Source organism: Sulfitobacter marinus, from assembly GCF_900116285.1.
Taxonomy (GTDB): Bacteria; Pseudomonadota; Alphaproteobacteria; order Rhodobacterales; family Rhodobacteraceae; genus Sulfitobacter; species Sulfitobacter marinus.
Genome location: NZ_FPAJ01000004.1, coordinates 54,468 through 75,007, shown reverse-complemented (window position 1 = coordinate 75,007; position 20,540 = coordinate 54,468). Strand labels below are relative to the sequence as shown.

At 56.6% G+C, this 20,540-nt stretch carries 19 protein-coding genes; 10 read left to right on the top strand and 9 right to left on the bottom strand.

All coding sequences use genetic code 11. The features are described 5' to 3' along the window. Window positions 1-22 precede the first annotated feature (22 nt). Window positions 23-1,348 (bottom strand): glutamate--tRNA ligase, encoded by a 1,326-nt coding sequence (gltX, locus tag BM347_RS11865; protein ID WP_093916706.1) that lies wholly within the window; start codon window positions 1,346-1,348, stop codon window positions 23-25. A gap of 66 nt (window positions 1,349-1,414) precedes the next feature. Further along, window positions 1,415-3,073: an NAD+ synthase gene (locus BM347_RS11860; protein WP_093916705.1), complete on the bottom strand. Its 1,659-nt coding sequence runs from the start codon at window positions 3,071-3,073 to the stop codon at window positions 1,415-1,417. A gap of 175 nt (window positions 3,074-3,248) precedes the next feature. Between BM347_RS11860 and BM347_RS11855 the strand changes: the two genes are divergently transcribed. Both BM347_RS11855 and BM347_RS11850 read left to right on the top strand, forming a co-directional pair. Continuing rightward, window positions 3,249-4,640: an MORN repeat-containing protein gene (locus BM347_RS11855; protein ID WP_093916704.1), complete on the top strand. Its 1,392-nt coding sequence runs from the start codon at window positions 3,249-3,251 to the stop codon at window positions 4,638-4,640. After that, a complete protein-coding gene (locus BM347_RS11850; RefSeq protein WP_093916703.1) occupies window positions 4,637-4,939 on the top strand; it encodes an antibiotic biosynthesis monooxygenase family protein in 303 nt (100 codons plus the stop codon). Before BM347_RS11855 ends, BM347_RS11850 begins: the two co-directional genes overlap by 4 nt. A 142-nt stretch (window positions 4,940-5,081) precedes the next feature. Here the strand turns inward: BM347_RS11850 and BM347_RS11845 are convergent, their stop codons facing one another. Next, window positions 5,082-5,747 carry an SDR family NAD(P)-dependent oxidoreductase gene (locus BM347_RS11845; protein WP_093916702.1) on the bottom strand — a complete coding sequence of 222 codons (666 nt, stop codon included), beginning with the start codon at window positions 5,745-5,747 and terminating at the stop codon, window positions 5,082-5,084. Between the two features lie 275 nt (window positions 5,748-6,022). On the opposite strand from BM347_RS11845, the gene BM347_RS11840 reads away from it, so the two are divergent. After that, window positions 6,023-7,591, top strand: a complete 1,569-nt coding sequence (locus tag BM347_RS11840) for a 2-isopropylmalate synthase (protein WP_093916701.1) — start codon at window positions 6,023-6,025, stop codon at window positions 7,589-7,591. Between the two features lie 124 nt (window positions 7,592-7,715). On the opposite strand, the gene BM347_RS11835 is transcribed toward BM347_RS11840, so the two are convergent. Continuing rightward, window positions 7,716-8,249: a glyoxalase superfamily protein gene (locus BM347_RS11835; protein WP_093916700.1), complete on the bottom strand. Its 534-nt coding sequence runs from the start codon at window positions 8,247-8,249 to the stop codon at window positions 7,716-7,718. Between the two features lie 244 nt (window positions 8,250-8,493). Continuing rightward, window positions 8,494-9,075, bottom strand: coding sequence for a VOC family protein (locus BM347_RS11830; protein WP_093916699.1), 582 nt, complete (start codon window positions 9,073-9,075; stop codon window positions 8,494-8,496). Between the two features lie 181 nt (window positions 9,076-9,256). Between BM347_RS11830 and BM347_RS11825 the strand changes: the two genes are divergently transcribed. The 6 genes from BM347_RS11825 to BM347_RS11800 all read left to right on the top strand — a co-directional run bounded on the left by BM347_RS11825 (window position 9,257) and on the right by BM347_RS11800 (window position 15,943). After that, window positions 9,257-10,303, top strand: coding sequence for a rod shape-determining protein (locus BM347_RS11825; RefSeq protein WP_093916698.1), 1,047 nt, complete (start codon window positions 9,257-9,259; stop codon window positions 10,301-10,303). Between the two features lie 73 nt (window positions 10,304-10,376). After that, a complete protein-coding gene (gene mreC, locus BM347_RS11820) occupies window positions 10,377-11,282 on the top strand; it encodes a rod shape-determining protein MreC (RefSeq protein ID WP_093916697.1) in 906 nt (301 codons plus the stop codon). Further along, complete coding sequence (locus BM347_RS11815) at window positions 11,282-11,914, top strand: rod shape-determining protein MreD (protein ID WP_093916696.1); 633 nt, start codon at window positions 11,282-11,284, stop codon at window positions 11,912-11,914. The genes mreC and BM347_RS11815 overlap by 1 nt, the downstream gene beginning before the upstream one ends. Window positions 11,915-11,924: 10 nt before the next feature. Further along, window positions 11,925-13,868: a penicillin-binding protein 2 gene (gene mrdA, locus BM347_RS11810; RefSeq protein WP_093916695.1), complete on the top strand. Its 1,944-nt coding sequence runs from the start codon at window positions 11,925-11,927 to the stop codon at window positions 13,866-13,868. Further along, on the top strand, window positions 13,865-15,004 hold the full coding sequence (gene rodA / locus BM347_RS11805) for a rod shape-determining protein RodA (protein ID WP_093916694.1): 1,140 nt from the start codon (window positions 13,865-13,867) through the stop codon (window positions 15,002-15,004). Before mrdA ends, rodA begins: the two co-directional genes overlap by 4 nt. A gap of 6 nt (window positions 15,005-15,010) precedes the next feature. Beyond that, window positions 15,011-15,943 carry a 2-hydroxyacid dehydrogenase gene (locus tag BM347_RS11800; RefSeq protein WP_093916693.1) on the top strand — a complete coding sequence of 311 codons (933 nt, stop codon included), beginning with the start codon at window positions 15,011-15,013 and terminating at the stop codon, window positions 15,941-15,943. A 111-nt stretch (window positions 15,944-16,054) separates the two neighbouring features. On the opposite strand, the gene BM347_RS11795 is transcribed toward BM347_RS11800, so the two are convergent. Next, window positions 16,055-18,070 carry a M3 family metallopeptidase gene (locus BM347_RS11795; RefSeq protein ID WP_093917045.1) on the bottom strand — a complete coding sequence of 672 codons (2,016 nt, stop codon included), beginning with the start codon at window positions 18,068-18,070 and terminating at the stop codon, window positions 16,055-16,057. Between the two features lie 99 nt (window positions 18,071-18,169). Between BM347_RS11795 and BM347_RS11790 the strand changes: the two genes are divergently transcribed. Next, on the top strand, window positions 18,170-18,505 hold the full coding sequence (locus BM347_RS11790) for a DnaJ family domain-containing protein (protein WP_093917044.1): 336 nt from the start codon (window positions 18,170-18,172) through the stop codon (window positions 18,503-18,505). Window positions 18,506-18,544: 39 nt separating this feature from the next. Here BM347_RS11790 and BM347_RS11785 read toward each other — a convergent pair whose 3' ends face one another. The 3 genes from BM347_RS11785 to dut are packed head-to-tail and all read right to left on the bottom strand — an operon-like array spanning window position 18,545 to window position 20,529. Then, window positions 18,545-18,976 (bottom strand): DsrE family protein, encoded by a 432-nt coding sequence (locus BM347_RS11785; protein ID WP_093917043.1) that lies wholly within the window; start codon window positions 18,974-18,976, stop codon window positions 18,545-18,547. Between the two features lie 59 nt (window positions 18,977-19,035). Then, on the bottom strand, window positions 19,036-20,079 hold the full coding sequence (locus BM347_RS11780) for a HesA/MoeB/ThiF family protein (RefSeq protein ID WP_093916692.1): 1,044 nt from the start codon (window positions 20,077-20,079) through the stop codon (window positions 19,036-19,038). After that, window positions 20,080-20,529 carry a dUTP diphosphatase gene (gene dut / locus BM347_RS11775; RefSeq protein ID WP_093916691.1) on the bottom strand — a complete coding sequence of 150 codons (450 nt, stop codon included), beginning with the start codon at window positions 20,527-20,529 and terminating at the stop codon, window positions 20,080-20,082. Window positions 20,530-20,540 lie beyond the last annotated feature (11 nt).

Sequence of the window (20,540 nt, the reverse complement as noted above, 5' to 3'; positions counted from 1 at the left end):
TCGTCCAGATGCCCGGCCAAGCTCATCCGCGCGCCTTCACAACTTGCATCAGTTGCAGCACCCCGGCCATTTCCGGCCCGCGCGCCTGTCCGGTCAGCGCCAGACGCAGCGGCATAAACAGCGTTTTGCCTTTGCGGCCCGTCTTCTCTTTGACGGCGGCGGTCCAGGTGCTCCAGGTGGTTTCGTCAAACTCACCCTCGGGTAACATCGCCATGGCCTCGGCAATGAACTCTTTGTCCTCGTCCGCAATCACAGGCTCGGCACCTTGGCTGAACATGTCCCACCAGCCTTTGAGGTCATGCAACGTGGTAATGTTGTCACGCGTAACCTGCCAGAACAGCGTCGCTTTGTCGTCCGGCACACCGATTGCCGCAATATCATCTGCAACGGCCTCAAGTGGCAATGTGTGCAAATAGCGGGCAGTCATCGGGAACAGATCCTCGACGTCGAATTTGGTCGGCGCGGAACTGAAATGCCCGATGTCGAACCCTTCGATCAGCTCTTCCATGCTCGTGCGCAATTCCACCGGATCGGATGACCCCAAACGCGCCAAGGTGCTCAGCAACGCCAAGGGTTGCACACCGCGTTCACGCAGATCGCGCAGCGCCAGCACGCCAAGACGTTTGGAAAGCGCCTCGCCTTGCGGGCCGGTCAGCAGCGAATGGTGCGCAAATGCGGGGACAGTCCCACCAAGCGCCTGAATGATCTGGATTTGTGTTGCCGTGTTTGTCACGTGGTCCGATCCACGTACCACATCGGTCACGCCCATTTCGGTATCATCCACAACCGACGCCAATGTGTACAAAATCTGGCCATCAGCACGGATCAAAACAGGGTCCGACACAGACGCCGCATCAATCGAGATATCGCCCAGAATGCCGTCATTCCATTCGATCCGTTCGTGGTTCAGCTTGAACCGCCAAACACCGGGGCCACGCTCTTCACGCAGCTTGCTCTTTTCGGCTTCTGTCAGGTCCAGCGCAGCGCGGTCATAGACCGGCGGCTTGCCCATGTTCAGCTGTTTTTTACGCTTAAGGTCCAGTTCGGTGGGCGTTTCCCACGCCTCGTAAAAACGCCCCATTTCCCGCAGTTTATCGGCCGCGGCATGGTATTTATCCAACCGTTCAGACTGACGCTCGACCCGGTCCCACTTCAGGCCCAGCCATGTCAGGTCTTCCTTCAACCCTTCAACATATTCTTCTTTGCTACGCACCTGATCAGTGTCATCAACCCGAAGGATGAACGTGCCGCCGTTCTTGCGCGCGATCATGTAATTCATCAACGCCGTGCGCAGGTTGCCGACGTGAATATAACCTGTGGGCGATGGGGCAAAACGAGTGATGGTCATTGGGTTCTCCTGTTGGCCGCTGGCTTGTCACAGCGCGGTCTGATTGTCCAGATTATGCGGCAGCGTTCAGCTTGGGTCACGCCAGCGGTTCACAATGGGGTAACGGCGGTCCAGCCAGAACGCACCCTTGGTCAGACGCGGGCCGGGGGCGGACTGAAACCGTTTATATTCGCTGATATATATCAGCTGCTCGACCTTCTTTGCCACATCACGGTCAAACCCCGCGGCGACACAATCGGCCACTGATCCGTTCTGATCGACCAGAATTTCCAGCATCGCATCCAGATCGGGATAATCGGGCAGGCTGTCGCTGTCTTTTTGATCTTCGCGCAGTTCGGCTGTTGGCGGCTTGTCGATAATACGCGGTGTAATCACCTCGCCCTTGGGGCCCATCATCCAGTCGCGGTGGTTTTCATTGCGCCAGCGGCAAGTCTCGAACACACGGGTTTTGTACAAATCTTTGATCGGGTTATAGCCGCCCGCCATATCGCCATAGATCGTGGCATAGCCGACCGCGACCTCTGATTTATTGCCGGTGGTCAGCAGCATCTCACCAAACTTGTTGCTCATCGCCATCAACAGCAGACCGCGCAAACGCGACTGGATGTTTTCCTCGGTCAGGTCGGGTTTTGTGCCCTCGAACAACGGGGCCAACGTATCGGTGATCGCCGCGCGGCCTTGTTTGATCGGCACATAATCATAGCGGCAACCAAGCGCTTCTGCGACGGCCTCGGCATCGTCCAATGACGCTTGGGATGTGTATTCAGACGGCAGCATCACGCAGCGCACATTATCTGCGCCCAGCGCATCCACGGCGATCGCCGCCACAATTGCCGAATCGATTCCGCCCGACAGACCCAGCAGAACCTTCTTGAAGCCCGTCTTGCGCATATAGTCACGCAGACCCAACACCATAACGCGATAGTCTTGCTCATACTCTGATGGCAACTGCACCTTTGGGCCATCCGCAATGCGCCATCCGTCGGCATCCCGCTCAAGGTCGATATGCGCGATTTCAGCGTCGAAGGTGGGCATCTGAAATGCCAGCTTGCCGCTGGGGTTCAGGCCAAAGCTAGCACCGTCAAACACCTGATCATCCTGACCGCCAACCATATTAAGGTAGATCAGCGGCAGTTCAGTTTCGATCACACGCGCAACCATATTGTTCAGCCGTGTTTCAAACTTGCCACGATAGTAAGGCGATCCGTTCGGCACCAGCAGGAACTCAGCCCCGGTTTCAGCCAAGGTTTCGGCCACATCGGGGTGCCATGCATCCTCGCAAATCGGGCTGCCGATACGGGTATTACCCACAGAATAAGGGCCGCCCAATGGGCCGCTGTCGAAAATACGGACTTCGTCGAACACAGTCTCGTTCGGCAGTTCGTGCTTTAGAACCCGGCTGGCGATTTTGCCGCCTTTCAGAATCAGATAGGCGTTATACAGTTCCGCCCCCTCGACCCAGGGCGCACCAATGGCCAATGCAGGGCCATCGGCACAATCTGCCGCCAGAGCCTCGATATGTGTCATGACATCCAGTTGAAAGGCGCGCTTCATCACCAGGTCTTGGGCGTTGTAGCCGGTAATGAACATTTCGGGCAGCGCAACCATATCGGCGCCCGCCGCCTTGCCCTGCTCCCATGCATCCCGGGCAAGCGCGGCATTGCCTGCCAAATCCCCAACGGTTGGGTTTAATTGCCCCAGGGTGATGCGAAAACGCGATGTCATGTGCCGGTCCTTCGATAATCTACGCGAAGGATGTAGCAGATCACGCGCCAAGGGAAAGGCCAAGCACCGCCACCGCCTGCAAAAGACGATTGCCCCCTTGGTGGCCATTGCTTAGTCTCGGCGCTAACAAAAGCACCGTTCGTGATCTGGTGCTCCTTTAGCCGAAAGCTGTGCCATGTCCCGATTGCCCTTTATACCCCTCGCTTTGTGCCTCAGCTTGCTGCCGTTTTCGGCATTGGCTCAAGACGGATCAGTGCTAAGCAAGCAATACGACGATGGCGGCGTATACGAGGGGACATTTCGCGGCGGTGTCCAGCATGGCACAGGAACCTATTCTCTCCCCAACGGCTATGAATATTCAGGCGAATGGGTCGATGGCGAAATCAATGGGGCCGGCACCGCGCGTTTTCCCAACGGGTCAATCTACGAGGGCAACTTTTCCAAGGGCAAACCCGACGGCGTCGGCAAAATCACCTTTGCAGATGGCGGCACCTATGAGGGCGAATGGCAAGGCGGCGCGATCATGGGTCAGGGCATCGCGATCTATGCCAATGGCGTGCGCTACGAGGGGGCATTTCGCAATGCTAAACACCACGGCAAGGGCGTGATGCAATCCCCCGGCGGCTATGAGTATCAAGGCGATTGGGTGAATGGGGCCAAGCAGGGCATGGGCAAGATCACCTATCCTGATGGCGCGATTTATGATGGCGAAATTCAAGACGGTGAACGCAATGGAACCGGCACGCTGACCATGCCCGACGGGTTGGTCTATGTCGGGCTTTGGAAAGACGGGCAAATCGACGGTACCGGCACATTGACCCAACCGAATGGTGACATTTACGAGGGTGATCTGGTCGCCGGGCAACGTCAGGGCACGGGCAAAGTAACCTATGCCAATGGCGACACCTACGAAGGGCAGTTCAAGGATGACCGCCGCGACGGGCAAGGTACGTTCACCGGCACCGACGGCTATGTCTATACCGGCGCATGGGTGGCCGGTCAGATCGAGGGGACAGGTCAGGTCACCTATCCCGACGGATCTGTATATGCAGGTGATTTCCGCAATGATCTGGCCGATGGTCAGGGCAAAATCACCTATCCTGACGGCTCCAGCTATGACGGGTCGTGGGCCGCAGGCGTGATCGAAGGGCGCGGCACCGCAACATATCCCAACGGCATTGTGTACGAGGGTGATTTCAAGAATGCGCGCAATGACGGCACAGGCACCATGACCTATGCCGATGGCTACCGTTACGAGGGTGACTGGAAAGACGGCCAACGCCATGGCGCCGGCAAAGCGACCTATCCAGATGGTACAGTCTACGAGGGTTCATTTGCCAATGGCAAACGCGATGGCACGGGCAAGATTACCATGACCGACGGGTTCACCTATGACGGCGAATGGTCGGACGGCATGATGTCAGGCGAAGGCGTGGCAACCTATGCAAATGGCGACGTCTACGAAGGCACGTTTGAGGACGGCAAACGCCAAGGGACCGGCACCATGCGCTATGCCACAGGCGAGGAAGCCTCGGGCACTTGGGTCAATGGCGCGCTTTCAGAATGATCGCCGTTATATTCGAAGCGTTTCCCTATGCTGAAAAGCGCGGCGATTATCTGGATATGGCATCTAGGATGCGCGGCTTGGTGGATCAAATTGACGGTTTTATATCGGTCGAACGGTTTCAATCGCTATCCAACCCTGACAAAATCCTGTCGATCTCAGTCTTCCGAGACGAGGCGGCCCTGAATGAATGGCGCGAGATGACGGCGCAAAAAGTAACACCACAAGCCGCGCGCGAAGACTACTTTCAGGATTTTCGCATTCGCGTAGCCCATGTAATGCGCGACTACGCGATGCTCTAGCGCCAACACCCGTCACGAGAATCGCCATCAATGATTTACGGACACCCTTGTCCGTATTCTCTGGCTCTTAAATATCCCCGCGCGGAGCGCACTTAAAACCGCAGCCACAGTGGCAAACCGCAGCCACGGTGGCGCTGGCCTTTTACCAAGGGACAGGCTTGCCCGCCCAATCAAAGAATTTTCCCGTGTCCGCTGCCCCTAATCCGTCAATCACCCGCGCGATGTTTTCTGCCGCCTCCGATGCCTCCACCGCCGGATGGCGGGCCAGATATTTTTCGGTGAACGGCGTTTTGACCGTGCCGGGGTGCAGCGCCACGCAAATGCTGCTCTTGTGACTGCGGGCAAGCTCTATTGCGCCAGTTCTGATGATTTGGTTCAGGGCGGCTTTGGCGCTGCGATAGCTGATCCAACCGCCGATCCTGTTATCACCAATGGACCCGACGCGCGCCGACAACACCGCAAACACACCACGCCCGTCACGGGGTAATAAATCATGCGCATGGCGCAAAACCAACGCGGGGCCAACTGCATTCAGGGTGAACTGATCCATCATGGCCTTCTGACTGATGGACTTGATCGATTTCTCAGGCACGGCCCCGTCAATCTCAAGCGCGCCGGACGCGACCAAAACAATATCAAACGGCCCAGCAAGCCCGCCGAGGACTTTCGCGACACGCGCTTCATCGGTCAGATCCAGGCCGTCTTTCGACCGCGATAGCCCTGTCACCTGATCACCGCGCAAACGATATTCCGCGGCCAGCGCCGACCCGACCCCGCCAGACGCCCCAATGATCAAAACTCGTCTCATGACGGTGATGTAGCGGGGACACCCGTTTAATCAACTGCCGCCTCTCGCAGAGCTGCCGAAGGGTCTAAAAAACGCTTCCCATTTAAATTTGCACCAGTATAACATGCCTCATGACTTATGCTGATCATACACCGACCTTGCTGCGCGTTCCTGCGCTGTCGCTGTGTGCAAACCTACTCCTGCTAATCCGCCTCTGAGCGTGCCATCCGGCGCGCCCGCTCAGAGGGATGTGCAGCGCGCCAAGGATTGAAAAGCAGAATGAAAGAACCCAACACATGACCGATACGACAAAACAAGACCGCGTCTTGATCTTTGACACGACGTTGCGCGATGGCGAACAATCGCCCGGTGCCACCATGACCCACGCCGAAAAGATCGAAATCGCCGGTCTGCTGGATGAAATGGGCGTCGATATCATCGAAGCTGGTTTCCCCATCGCTTCGGAAGGTGACTTTGCCGCCGTGAGCGAAATTGCACGTCTGTCGAAAAACTCGGTGATCTGCGGGCTGGCCCGTGCGCAGTTTGGCGATATTGACCGCTGCTGGGAGGCCGTGAAACACGCAGCCCACCCGCGTATTCACACCTTTATCGGCACCTCGCCGCTGCACCGCGCCATTCCGAACCTTACCATGGATGAAATGGCCGACCGGATTCACGAAACGGTCACCCATGCACGCAACCTGTGTGACAACGTGCAATGGTCGCCGATGGACGCCACCCGGACCGAGCTTGATTACCTGTACCGCACCGTCGAAATTGCCATCAAGGCCGGGGCGACAACGATCAATATCCCTGACACCGTCGGCTATACCGCGCCACGTGAAAGCGCCGATTTGATCCGTAAGCTGCTGGAAAACGTGCCTGGCGCGGACGAGATCATCTTTGCCACCCATTGCCATAACGACCTTGGCATGGCGACCGCCAATAGCCTTGCCGCCGTCGAGGCAGGCGCGCGTCAGATCGAATGCACGATCAACGGATTGGGTGAACGCGCCGGCAACACCGCACTGGAAGAAGTCGTGATGGCCCTGAAAGTCCGCAACGACATTATGCCGTTCCAGACCCAGGTGGACAGTACCAAGCTGATGAACATCTCGCGGCGCGTCGCCACGGTGTCAGGCTTTGCCGTGCAGTTCAACAAGGCCATCGTCGGCAAGAACGCCTTTGCCCACGAAAGCGGCATCCACCAAGACGGTATGCTGAAAAACGCCGAGACATTCGAGATCATGCGCCCCGAAGATGTAGGTCTGACCGAGACCAATATCGTCATGGGCAAGCATTCTGGCCGCGCGGCCTTGCGGTCCAAGCTGGAAAACCTTGGCTATGAATTGGGCGACAACCAGCTCAAGGACGTGTTCGTCCGCTTCAAAGAACTGGCCGATCGTAAAAAGGAAATCTATGACGATGACCTGATCGCCTTGATGCGCACGGCGACGGACCCCGAGAGCGACCGGATCAAGTTGAAATCGATGCATGTGGTTTGCGGTACCGATGGCCCGAACGTGGCCAAGATGACGTTGATCGTGGATGGCGCAGAACTCAGTACCGAACAGACTGGCGACGGCCCCGTCGATGCATCGTTCAAGTGCATCAAAGTGCTGGTCGATCATTCCGCCCGCCTGCAACTGTACCAAGTACACGCTGTAACCGAAGGCACAGACGCGCAAGCAACCGTGTCCGTCCGGCTGGAAGAAGACGGCCGCATCGTAACCGGGCAGGCCGCCAACACGGATACGGTGGTCAGTTCGGCGCAGGCGTATATTCACGCGCTCAACCGTTTGTTGGTCCGCCGCGAAAAAGGCGGCACCGACAAACGCGAGATCAGCTACAAAGACGCTGGTTGACAGGACAAGGCAGGGTTTCGACCCTGCCTTGTCTTTTGATTACCCTCAGAATTCTTTGCTTCGCATCCATCAACTATGGGGCGCAGGAAATGGGTCCAGATGGATTGGCGGCACTGGTTTAGACTTAAGAACCCTGCTCGCAAAACCGCAGGCGATTGCCGAACGGGTCATGGACTTGCATCTGTAGCCCCCATGGCAGTTTCTCCAACTTCGGACGATTGAAGACATAGTTTTTATCTGACAATTCACGCTGCAATGCGAGCAGGTTTGTTGTCGGTATAAATGCATTTGATCCCGGGCTGGCATCCCCGTGATGCTCTGACAGATGAAGTTGCAGGCCTTCACGCTCTACCGCCATGTAAAGAGGCAGGTCAGCGGTATGCCGATGCTCGAACGCGACCTCAAACCCTAGAAAACCACAGTAGAATTCTCGGGCCTTTGCCTCGTCGAATATCCGCAGGATTGGACTGCATCCTGTGAATTCAATCTCTTTTGGTGCGGTCACCGATAGTGTCGCGGTCGCCGTGTTCCAATCGGAAAAGCCAAGGCTTTTGGCGATAAGTTCGAGGGCTGTCGCATGTGAAATATCAGTGTTTTCCGCGGCAAGGGCTGCACGCAGTTTTCTGGCCATTGATTTGACCTGATCTGAACTGAACATTGTGTTCTCCATACCAGCGTATCTACAGCGGCGCGCGCGTTACCGACCGAACGCTGGTCGGAAATTGGAGTTTGGGCTAAAGCGACTTTCACCGTTCCCGAAGGATGCGCGCGGCAGGTAACACAAAACCACCCCCAACATCGCCAATTTCAGATCGTGGTCAAGATCGGTTGCTTGAATTTTCACAAAATTGATGGGGTGTTCGCAAGTTCAACAGAGCGGCTTGCGGACACCGCGTTTTCAATCAGTACGGATTTTTAGGCGACCGGTCGTCCGACAGGGACCTTTGGGACCGCTCGACGATCATCACTGTCGCATCCGCCAGATGTTGGCGTTCAATATGGTGATCGCCCCGTGCCACACGCAGTTTATGCGCCTCTAGCATCACCTCGGCATGGGATGATCCGCGTGGCGGGATAAAGGTATAGCAAGCCAGTTCAATCAAAAATCCCAGCGGGTCCTTGAAATAGATCGAATGCATAAAGCCGCGATCCTTTATGCCGGAATTCCCGATACCGCGTTCTTTCAGACGTTCCAGCACTTGGTCAAACATGGCGCGGTCCACCTCGAACGCCAGATGATGCACGCAGCCGGCGTCGGTAGGCGTCCTGCTGTGAACGGGTTTACGGTTCTCGTTGGTGAAAATGGTAATCAAACGCCCGTCGCCGGGATCGAAATACAGATGCCCCTCGTTCGGGTCGTCGAGATTGGGTTGGTCAAATATAAATGGCATGCCCAGCAGCCCTTCCCAAAAATCAATACTCGTCTGGCGGTCCGCGCCCATCAACGTGATATGATGCACGCCTAAAACTTGGATTTTCTGCATTTTCTCTTCCCGGATATTGTGCCTTTGCAGAAAATATAGCGCAGTGGCGGCATCATGCCACCAAGATAGTCAATCCCCCTTTCGTCTGGGGGCACATCATCCTATACAACCATACGATCGGTCTCTGATCAGAGTTCAGAGGCGTTGGCCCAAAACGATTTTTTGCAAGGTTCTGCTGCTTATGTCGATATTTGATAAATTCCGTGGTTTGTTCTCGTCCGATATGGCCATTGACCTGGGGACGGCAAACACCTTGGTTTATGTCAAAGGCAAAGGCATCGTTTTATCCGAACCGTCGGTTGTGGCCTATCACGTCAAAGACGGCGTTAAGAAAGTTCTCGCCGTGGGTGAAGACGCCAAACTGATGCTGGGCCGGACACCGGGCAGCATCGAAGCGATCCGCCCCATGCGCGAAGGCGTAATTGCAGATTTTGATACCGCCGAAGAAATGATCAAACACTTCATCCGCAAAGTGCACAAACGGTCGACTTTTTCAAAGCCCAAGATCATTGTTTGCGTCCCTCATGGTGCGACCCCTGTTGAAAAACGTGCGATCCGTCAGTCGGTTCTTTCAGCCGGTGCGCGCCGTGCGGGGCTGGTCGCCGAACCCATTGCTGCTGCCATTGGTGCGGGCATGCCGATCACCGACCCTACCGGTAACATGGTTGTAGATATCGGCGGTGGTACAACCGAAGTTGCGGTTCTGTCGCTGGGCGATATCGTTTACGCCCGTTCCGTCCGCGTCGGCGGTGACCGCATGGACGAGGCGATCATCAGTTATCTGCGCCGTCAGCAAAACCTGCTGGTGGGTGAAACAACCGCTGAACGGATCAAAACATCGATTGGTACCGCACGGATGCCCGATGACGGGCGCGGCACGTCAATGCAAATCCGCGGGCGCGATCTGTTGAACGGCGTCCCCAAAGAAATCGAAGTGACCCAAGCACAAATCGCCGAAGCCTTGGCCGAACCCGTGCAGCAAATCTGCGAAGCGGTGATGACCGCGCTTGAGACGACGCCGCCCGATCTGGCGGCCGATATCGTGGACCGCGGTGTGATGCTGACAGGTGGTGGTGCGTTGCTTGGTGATCTGGATCTCGCGCTGCGCGAGCAGACCGGTCTGGCTATTTCGGTGGCTGATGAGCCGTTGAACTGCGTGGCACTGGGTACAGGCAAAGCGTTGGAGTACGAAAAACAATTGCGCCACGCCATCGACTACGACAGCTAAATCAGGCACAGTTTACCAAAGCCCGATCAGCGGCAGGACGGCCCTGCCCTAAAGGCAGGAAATACGTCACGTCATGGCTACAGACAGATCTTCATCGAACGATTTTGGCAGGCCCCTGCGGCGGATCATGTTAGCTGTGCTGTTCTTGCTGCTTGTTGGTATTTTTCTGCTGTGGCGCATCGATAGCCCCCGCGTCGAACGGTTTCGCGCACAAATCACTGATCGCATCGTGCCCAACCTGGACTGGGCCATGGCCCCGATCACCGGAACGGTTAATCTACTGCGCGACTATCAAAGCTATCAGCGGCTGACCGTGCAAAATCAGGAACTGCGATCCGAGCTGCGCAAGATGCAGACCTGGAAAGAAGCCGCGCTTCAGCTGGAACAGGAAAACGCCCGGCTGCTGGATCTGAACAAGGTACGGCTTGATCCGCGTTTGACCTATATTACGGGTGTGGTGCTGGCCGATTCCGGATCGCCGTTCCGGCAATCGGTTTTGCTCAATGTGGGCGCAAGAGACGGCCTTGTCGAAGGCTGGGCCACGGTGGATGGCATTGGCCTTATGGGCAGAATTTCAGGCGTGGGAAAAGATACTGCACGGGTCATTTTGATCACGGACACGTCCAGCCGTATCCCCGCGATGATCCAACCCTCGGGCCAGCGTGCGATTGTTGCAGGCGACAATTCCGCAGCACCGCCGATTGATTTTCTGGAGAACCCCGACCTTGTCCGTCCCGGCGACCGGGTGATCAGTTCGGGCGATGGTGGCGTGTTTCCAGCGGGCCTGCTGATTGGACAGGTCGCCGCAGACCCCGGTGGCCGGCTGCGGGTGCGGCTTGCTGCCGATTTCGAACGGCTGAAATTCCTACGCGTTCTGCGCGGTCACAGCGTCGAAAAGGTGACAGAGGGGGCGTCAATCGTAAAAGATCAAAACATCGCCTTACCAGCACCAACCAGCCCTGAAATCCTGAGCGACTAATGGATACGCTATCGCCCCTTCGCCTGTGGATGATGCGCGCGGTGTTCCTGATGCTGGCGATGACATTGCTGTTCTTTCATTTGTTGCCGATTGAAACACAAACCGTGGCGCTGTTTCAGGTCGATCTGCTGCCGCCACTAGCCAGCATAGACCCTGCAGAGGCGCGGTTGCGCAGCCTGCTGAACCAAGGCAACGCACGCTATATGGTCGCACCGGATTTGCTGATTGCATTTGCTTTTGCCTGGTCTGTGCGGCGGCCCGAATATGTACCGGCAATCTTGCTATGTGCTGTGTTTTTGCTCAGTGATTTACTGCTTCAACGTCCGCCGGGTTTATGGGCTTTGCTGGCTCTGATTGCCTGCGAGAACCTGAAAGTACGTGGGCGGTCCTTGCGCGATAGTAGTTTCGGGCCTGAATGGTTCGCTGTCACAATCTGGCTGGTGGCGATTTTGCTCGCGAACCGCCTTGTGTTAGTGTTGGTTCTGGTCCCCCGGCCTGACCTAAAGCTGAGCCTGATCGAGTTGGGATTGACGGTTTTCATCTATCCCGTTGTCGTTTTGATCACCCATCTGCTCATGGGGGTTCGCAAGGCGACACCGGGCGACTTTGACAGTGTTGGCAGCCGCACATGAGGAAACGGGGATGAGACGCAATAGGGCAGAAACAGACGCGAGCCAGACCAAACTAAGCCGCCGCGCTGCGCTTTTGGGGGGCGTGCAGCTACTGTTCATGGGCGGGCTTGCTGCGCGCATGAACTACCTGCAAGTGGATCAAGCTGATCAATATCTGCTGCTGGCCGAAGAAAACCGCATCAACATCCGCCTGATTCCGCCCACACGTGGCGAGATTTTTGACCGCAACGGTGTGCAACTGGCCCAAAACATCCCGTCTTACCGCATCGTTATGGTCCGCGAGGAAGCGGGCGATGTGGAAGAGGTCATGCACCGTCTCTCCAAAGTGATCGACCTTGACCCCGAAGCGCGGGACCGCGCCATCGCCGAAGTGAAAGCTGCCGAACGTTTCTTGCCTGTCACCGTCGCCGACAACGTCACTTGGGACGAGCTGAGCCGCGTTTCCGTCAATGCCCCCGCCCTTCCCGGCGTCAGCCCCGAGGTCGGTCTGACACGGGTTTATCCGCGTGGGTCTGACTTTGCCCATATTGTCGGCCGCGTTGGCCGCGTCAGCAAGACGGATATCGACGCACAGGAAATCCCCGATGCCGTGCTGCGCATCCCCCGCTTCCAGATTGGGCGCATCAATGTCGAAGCCCGCGAAGAAGGATTGCTGCGCGGCGTTGCGGGCACCAAGCAGGTCGAAGTAAACGCAACAGGCCGTGTGATGCGCGAACTGTCCCGCCGCGAGGGGCAGTCGGGTGCAGACCTTCAGCTGACCATCGATTCCAAGCTGCAAAACTATGTTCAGGCCCGGCTGGGCACAGAAAGCGCCGCAGTGGTCATCATTGATTGCGAAAATGGTGATCTAATCGCGAACGCATCGTCGCCCAGCTATGATCCGAACCTGTTCATCGGGGGCATTTCATCGGCGGACTATGACCCGATGCTGGAATCCAAACACCGCCCCTTGGTCAACAAAACCGTCCAAGGCACCTATCCCCCCGGATCAACCTATAAAATGGTCGTTGCCATGGCCGCCTTGGAAGAAGGCATCATTGGCCCTGACGACACTGTCTATTGTCCCGGCCATGTCGAGGTTGGCGGACGCAAGTTCCATTGCTGGAAACGCGCAGGCCATGGATGGATGGATCTGGAAGATTCGCTCAAACAGTCCTGTGATGTGTATTACTACGACTTGGCCCTGAAAGTTGGGATCGAAAAAATCTCGGCAATGGCCAAACGGTTTGGATTGGGTATTCGTCACGATCTGCCCCTGTCATCGGTCGCGTCCGGTCTGGCCCCGACGAAAGCATGGAAACGCGAAACACGCGACGCGGAATGGGTTATTGGCGATACGGTCAATGCGTCGATTGGCCAGGGCTTCACGCTCAGTTCGCCGCTGCAATTGGCGGTAATGACGGCACGGATCGCCACCAACCGCATGGTCACGCCGCGTCTGATTAAATCCATCGACGGGATCGAACAGCCCTCGGGCGGGGGTGAGCCGTTGGGGATGAATGAAAACAACCTGCGCAAAATCCGCAAAGGCATGCATGTCGTCGTCAACGATCGGCGGGGCACGGGATACAGGTCACGTATCATCGCCGAAGAAATGCGCATGGCAGGCAAAACCGGCACCAGCCAGGTCCGCAGCATCACCACAGCCGAGCGCGCACGCGGTGTCAGCCGCAACGAAGACCTACCTTGGGAACGGCGCGACCACGCCCTGTTCGTGGCCTTCGCCCCCTATGACAAGCCGCGCTATGCCGTATCGGTTCTGGTGGAACACGGCGGCGGCGGATCAACAGCAGCTGCGCCGATTGCACGCGATGTGATGCTGCAAGCCCTATACAGCGGAGAGCCGCCGCTTGATGCCTATCCAACAGCTGACCGGGAGCGGATTGCCGAGCAACAGAAACAACTGCGTGACGTCCAACCCCAAGCCACGATCAAAGGTAAAGATCAGGCATGAGTTATCTTGAATATAACGTCAAACACGTCCCCACTGGGCTTCGGAAAATCCTGCATCTGAACTGGCCCCTCACGGTCTTGTTGATTGCTGTTTCCGGTGTCGGTTTCCTCATGCTGTATTCTGTCGCGGGGGGCAGCTTTACGCCGTGGGCGGAACCGCAAATGAAACGCTTTGCCCTTGGGCTTGGGTTGATGATTGCTGTGGGGATGGTGCCAATCTGGCTCTGGCGAAACCTGGCCGGGGTCGCCTATCTCGGGACAGTTGTGTTGCTGATCGCGGTCGAGCTTTTCGGATCTGTCGGAATGGGGGCGCAGCGCTGGATCGAATTGGGGTCGTTCCGCCTGCAACCGTCAGAGCTGATGAAGATCACCTTGGTCATGATGCTGGCCGCCTATTACGACTGGCTGCCTGCTAAACGCACATCTCGACCCATATGGGTGCTGCTGCCTATCATCATGATCGTCGTCCCCACGGCGTTGGTCCTGAAACAGCCCGACCTTGGCACCGCGCTTTTGCTGATGTGCGCGGGCGGGGGTTTGATGTTTCTCGCCGGAGTCCATTGGGCCTATTTCGCCGTCGTCCTATCCGCTGGCATCGGGTTGATCACCGCAGTTTTTCAATCACGCGGCACAGGTTGGCAATTGTTAAAAGACTATCAGTTCCGGCGGATTGATACCTTTATTGACCCCAGCACCGATCCCTTAGGCGCAGGCTATCATATCACCCAATCCAAGATCGCCCTCGGGTCAGGGGGCTGGACTGGGCGGGGTTTTATGCAAGGGACGCAATCGCGTCTGAACTTCCTGCCTGAAAAACATACCGACTTTATCTTTACCACCCTGGCCGAAGAATTCGGATTTATTGGCGGCTTTTCGTTATTGGGCCTCTACGCCTTGATCATCATCTTCTGCATTGCGGCCGCAGTGATCAACAAAGACAGGTTTTCGTCCCTGCTCACCTTGGGCATCGCGCTGAACTTCTTTTTGTTCTTTGCCGTGAATATGTCGATGGTGATGGGTATGGCCCCGGTTGTGGGCGTGCCATTGCCACTTGTCAGCTATGGTGGATCGGCCATGCTGGTTCTTTTGCTGGCTTTCGGGCTGGTTCAATCTGCACATGTTCATCGCCCAAGGTAGGTCTCAATGCTCCTCAATATTCTATTTGCCGCCCGCGCCGAGCGTTGGACGACATATGAACAACCCCTACGCGACGCGTTGCGCGATGCAGGGATCAAAGCCAACCTCAGCATGGATATTGCGCCCTCCGAAGTCGATTATATCGTCTATGCGCCAAACAGCGAGCTACAGGATTTCACCCCCTACACCCGCGCCAAGGCCGTGCTCAACCTATGGGCAGGCGTCGAGAAAATTACTGGAAATAAGACCCTGAAAATTCCACTGGCCCGTATGGTCGACCCCGGCCTGACCAAAGGAATGGTCGAATGGGTGACCGGACACGTAATGCGCTATCACCTTGGGCTGGACATCGACATCCTGAACACCAGCACCGATTGGACACCGCGCACTCCGCCTCTGGCACAGGAACGTAAGGTCGGGATGCTTGGCATGGGCGCTTTGGGAACCGAAGCGGCCAAAACCCTTGCCATCCTCGGCTTTGATATCGCGGGTTGGTCCCGTAGCCTCAAAAGCCAACCGGGCATAAAATGTTTCGACGGCGAAGACGGCTTGCAAGATATTCTGGCCCGCAGTGAAATACTCGTGCTCTTGTTGCCCGACACTCCGGCAACCGAAAACACAATAGACCAGGCCGCGCTCGCAAAAATGCCAAAGGGCGCATTTATCATCAACCCTGGCCGCGGGCCGCTGATAGATGATGACGCGCTGATCAGCGCCCTTGATAGTGGCCAGATCGCGCATGCCACGCTAGACGTTTTCCGAACCGAACCTTTGCCCGCACAGCATCCCTATTGGGCGCATCCAAAGGTCACCGTCACCCCCCACATCGCCGCAGAAACCCGCGCTGTGACAGCATCACAAATGATTGTCCAAAACATCCAACGCGGCGAAACCGGACAACCCTTTTTGCATCTGGTCGACCGAACCTTAGGCTATTGAACGCGCCCGTCTTGGGGTAGGAATTTGAGTTTATTTGGCAAAATGAAATCAGCCCAGTTTACCTGATATTTCATTTTGCCCTTAAACTCTCGCCGAAGGCAAAAAGTATTACTAAGCCGCAATAAGTCCGCGCCCTTTCAACAGCGCCTCAACCCCCGGCAAGCGCCCCCTGAACGCCTTATACAGTTCTGCCGCATCCTGACTGCCACCCTTGGATAAGATGTGCGTCTCAAGCGCCTGCGCTTTTTCGGGATCAAAAGCACCGCCGGCGTCTTCAAAGGCTTCGAATGCGTCGGCATCCATGACCTCGGACCACATATAGCTGTAGTATCCGCTGGAATAGCCATCGCCGGAAAAGACATGCGCAAATTGCGGCGTGGCATGGCGCATGGTGATTGCCCCTGGCATGCCAAGATCAGCTAGAACCTGGGCTTGCTTGGTCATCGGATCACTCGGAGCGTTGCCATCATGAAATTCCAGATCAACCAGCGCCGACGCCACATATTCGACCGTCGCAAATCCCATGCCAAAATTGGCGGCCCCCAAAACCTTCTCCAACATCTCTTTTGGCATTGGTTCGCCGGTTTTAGCGTGGGTCGCAAATTCGCCCAGCACTTCCGGAACATCCAGCCAATGCTCATATAGCTGGCTCGGCAACTCCACAAAGTCGCGGGCGACCGATGTGCCGCTCACGGATTCGTAAGTTACATTCGATAACATCTGATGCAGCGCGTGGCCAAACTCGTGGAACAAGGTCCGCGCATCATCATAGGACAACAAGGCCGGTACCCCTTTGGCAAAGTTGCAGACATTGATCACAATGGGCGATTGCTCTGTCGGGAACTTTGCCTGCGCCCGCATAGCAGAGCACCACGCACCTGACCGCTTGGACCCGCGGGCAAAGTAGTCCCCGATGAACACAGCGACATGTTTACCGTCTCGTGTCACCTCCCACGCGCGGCAATCTGGATGATATAGCGGCACATCAAGGGGCGCAAATTCGAGAGCGAACAGACGTGTGGCGCAGCTAAAGGCCGCGTCAATCATCCGGTCCAGCTGAAAATACGGTTTCAACGCGGCCTCGTCGAGATCATGCTCGGCCATACGTTGTTTTTCCGCATAGTACCGCCAATCCCAAGGGGCCAAATCGCCGTTCACGCCATCTGCGTGCATCATCTCCGTCAACACCGCGCCATCTGCCTCAGCCTGCGCTTTGGCGGGCTCCCACACGTCCATCAACAGCTGACGAACGGCTTCGGGCGTCTTGGCCATTTCCGTTTCGAGCTTGAATGCTGCAAAGTTCTTATACCCGAGCAGCTTGGCACGTTCTTCGCGCAGGGCCAGCGTTTCAGCGGCAATAGCACGGTTATCCGTTTCGCCGTCATTCGCACCACGCGCCTGCCACGCCAGAAACGCCTTTTCGCGCAGATCGCGGCGGGGTGAAAACTGCAGGAACGGCACAATCAGCGACCGTGACAGCGTAATGACCGGACCGCCTGCATCTTTCTCTGCGCCTGCATTGCGGGCCGCATCAATAACAAACTCGGGCAGCCCTTCAAGGTCGGCTTCCTCAAGCTTCATGAACCATGACCGTTCATCCGCCAAAAGGTTCTGCGTAAATTGAGTACCAAGAACCGCCAACCGGCCCTTGATTTCTTTCATGCGGGCATCCTCTGCGCCGTCCAATGCCGCCCCTGACCGCACGAACCCGCGATGGGTCAGCATCAGCACACGGGCTTGCTCTGGCGTCAAATCAAAACTGTCGCGGTTTTTCCAGACCTCGGCCACGCGGGCGAACAGCGCCTTGTTGCTCGATATCTCTGAATAATGCGCGGCCAATAGCGGAGAGAACTTACGCTGCAATGCTTCGCGAACAGGGTTGCTGTCTGCGCCCGCCACGGTAAAGAACACCCCCAGCACACGGTCCAGCTGGCTGCCCGCCTCTTCCAGTGCCTCAATCGTATTGCCGAATGTGGGCGCGGCATCGCAATTGGTGATCGCATCAATATCCATCCGATGCTCGGTCAGCGCGTCATCCAAGGCGGGCTCGAAATCATCGTCTGAAATAGTGTCAAACGGGGCCAGCTCAAACGGCGTGTCCCACTCCTCAAGCAACGGGTTTGTCATGGTGTTCTCCTTTGTCACTACAGGTAAGTGTCGCAGCAGTGGGTTGCAATCGTCTGCGTAAACGCTCAGGCTTTAGACGCGATTGTTTTGGAGGATCAAATGATCCGCAGGATCAGGAATTTAATCGAACGGCAGATGCAAAAGGCCGTTCTGGAAGGCAAACTGCAAGGGCTTAAGGGCGAAGGGAAACCTCTTGAGAACCGGCCAGAAGATGCATTTGTCAGTGCAGGCGACGCAGCGGGCTTTCGTATGATGGCCGAGGCTGGCGCTCTCCCCGAAGAAATCCTGATCAAGAAAGAAATCGCCGCCCAGCGCAACGCGCTGAAAGCGGCCAAATCAGATGCCGAGCGCGCGCCAATCCTCGCAAAATTGACGGATCTAGAACTCCGATACAACATCGCGACCGAAGCGCGGCAAAAGTTCATGAAGAACTAGCCCTGTGTTCAGTGGATGCACCCGGGGCCTGACCGTTTCTCAAGGCCGGATGTAGGCGAATCCGTCTTCTTGCAATTGGATCAACCGAACCACACCCGAGGGTACGACATTTGCCTCCGGCAGCAGGGCCACGTCGTGACCGGATTTTTTCTTCATGCCTGCCATTGTATTGGCGCAAGCCGAAAAGCTGATGTTATCAAGCTCAAGCGACATCGCTGACACCCGCTGGGCGACCGGGCTTTTGTCCGCGATCAACATGTTCAGACCGGGGCCATAGGTGACCAGCTCAATGGTCACTGTATCGCCTTGGCTTTCATAATAGCGGGCAAGGTTGCTGGCGTTATTCAGCGCCATATTCATCACCTGAGGGTCGTTTTCATCAACGTGAATGGCAACTTTATGCGCTACACCTTCGGCCAAGGCTGCCAGCGGAGCCAATGCCAATGCGGCGGCAAGTGCGAATCGTTTCATGGGTTTCTCCTCCTTATATACTGGGAGCAGTCTAGCGCGCTTTTTGAACAACGCGGTTTTCATGAGATGTCACCGCAGATGGTGCAATCATCGCGCTTGCTAACGCCAATCACTCGGTTCTCTCCGTAGAGCGCATCATAGATCACCATCTGACCGCGCAGCGGCGCGCCCGCCCCTGTGATAACCTTTATTGCCTCGACCGCCATCATCGATCCAATGACACCCGGCAGCGGGCCGATCACCCCCGCCTGAGCACATGACGGGGCCAGATGTGCCGCAGGGGCCTGGGGGAATACACATTGATAGCATGGCGCGCCTCTGGCCGGATCAAAGACACTCAGCTGCCCCTCCCATTGGCTCAGCGCACCCGAGATCAACGGAACCCCGGCCGCGACACAAGCGCGGTTGACCAGATAGCGTGTCTCGAAGTTATCGGTCCCATCCAGAACGATATCGTAGTCGCTAATCAGGGTTTCGGCGATCTCGTCGTCTAACCGCCGATGATAAGGGCGGATTGTGACAAAGGGGTTCTGCGCCTCAAGCGCCATCTGTGCGGAAAACACCTTGGCCATACCGATGTTTTCATCTGTGTGAATAACCTGCCGTTGCAGGTTGGCATTTTCCACAACGTCATCGTCGATCACACCGATTGTGCCAACACCCGCAGCCGCAAGATATTGTAAAACAGGCGCGCCAAGACCGCCTGCGCCAACGACCAAGACCTTGGCATTCTTTAGTGCCTTTTGGCCGCTACCACCCACCTCGCGCAGAACGATATGCCGTGCATATCGGTTCAACTCGGTCTCGGAAAACGCCCCGGTTTTCTGGGATGGCCCATCCTCAGTCGGGGCGGCGCGGCGGCGCAGATATTGCAAGCCTCGGCCGTATACAAAAGCTAAAACAACAAAGCCGGTTAGCAAGAGCCAAGGCGCAGCACTGCCGCCTGTGGCCGCCCGCAGGGGATGTGCCTCTGGCAGCAGCAGGTTGACCCCGATCACCGCCCCAAACAACACCCCCAGTGTTTTAAGCCGGTTTTCGCGGGTACTGCCAATCACTGCACCAGCTCCCCAAATCACAGCCGCTAGGATGGCAACCAGCACCATCTATTTCAGCCCTGTAGATCCGAAACCGCCAGCCCCGCGCGCGCTGTCCGACAATGCGGCAACCTCAACCGTGGCATAGCGTTTAACATCGGCGATTACAGCCTGCGCAATCCTGTCACCATGCTGGATTTCAAAAGGGGCCTCGCCAATATAGTATAGCCCCACCATCACCTCGCCGCGGTAATCCTCGTCTACGGTACCGGGTGCATTTGGGATCAAAAAGCCATGCTTAAGCGCAAGACCCGATCTTGGCCTGATCTGCATCTCAGTTCCTGCGGGAAGCTCCACGTGAAAGCCCGTCGGAATCAGCTTGATCTCTCCCTTGGCAAAGACAATAGGCCCGTCTGGCAAGAATGCGCGCAAATCCATCCCTGCCGCACCAGCACTGGCATAGCCGGGCAAGGACAAATCTTCATTGCCCGCCACCCGCTTAAACTTAATCTCAGACATTTTTATTCCTC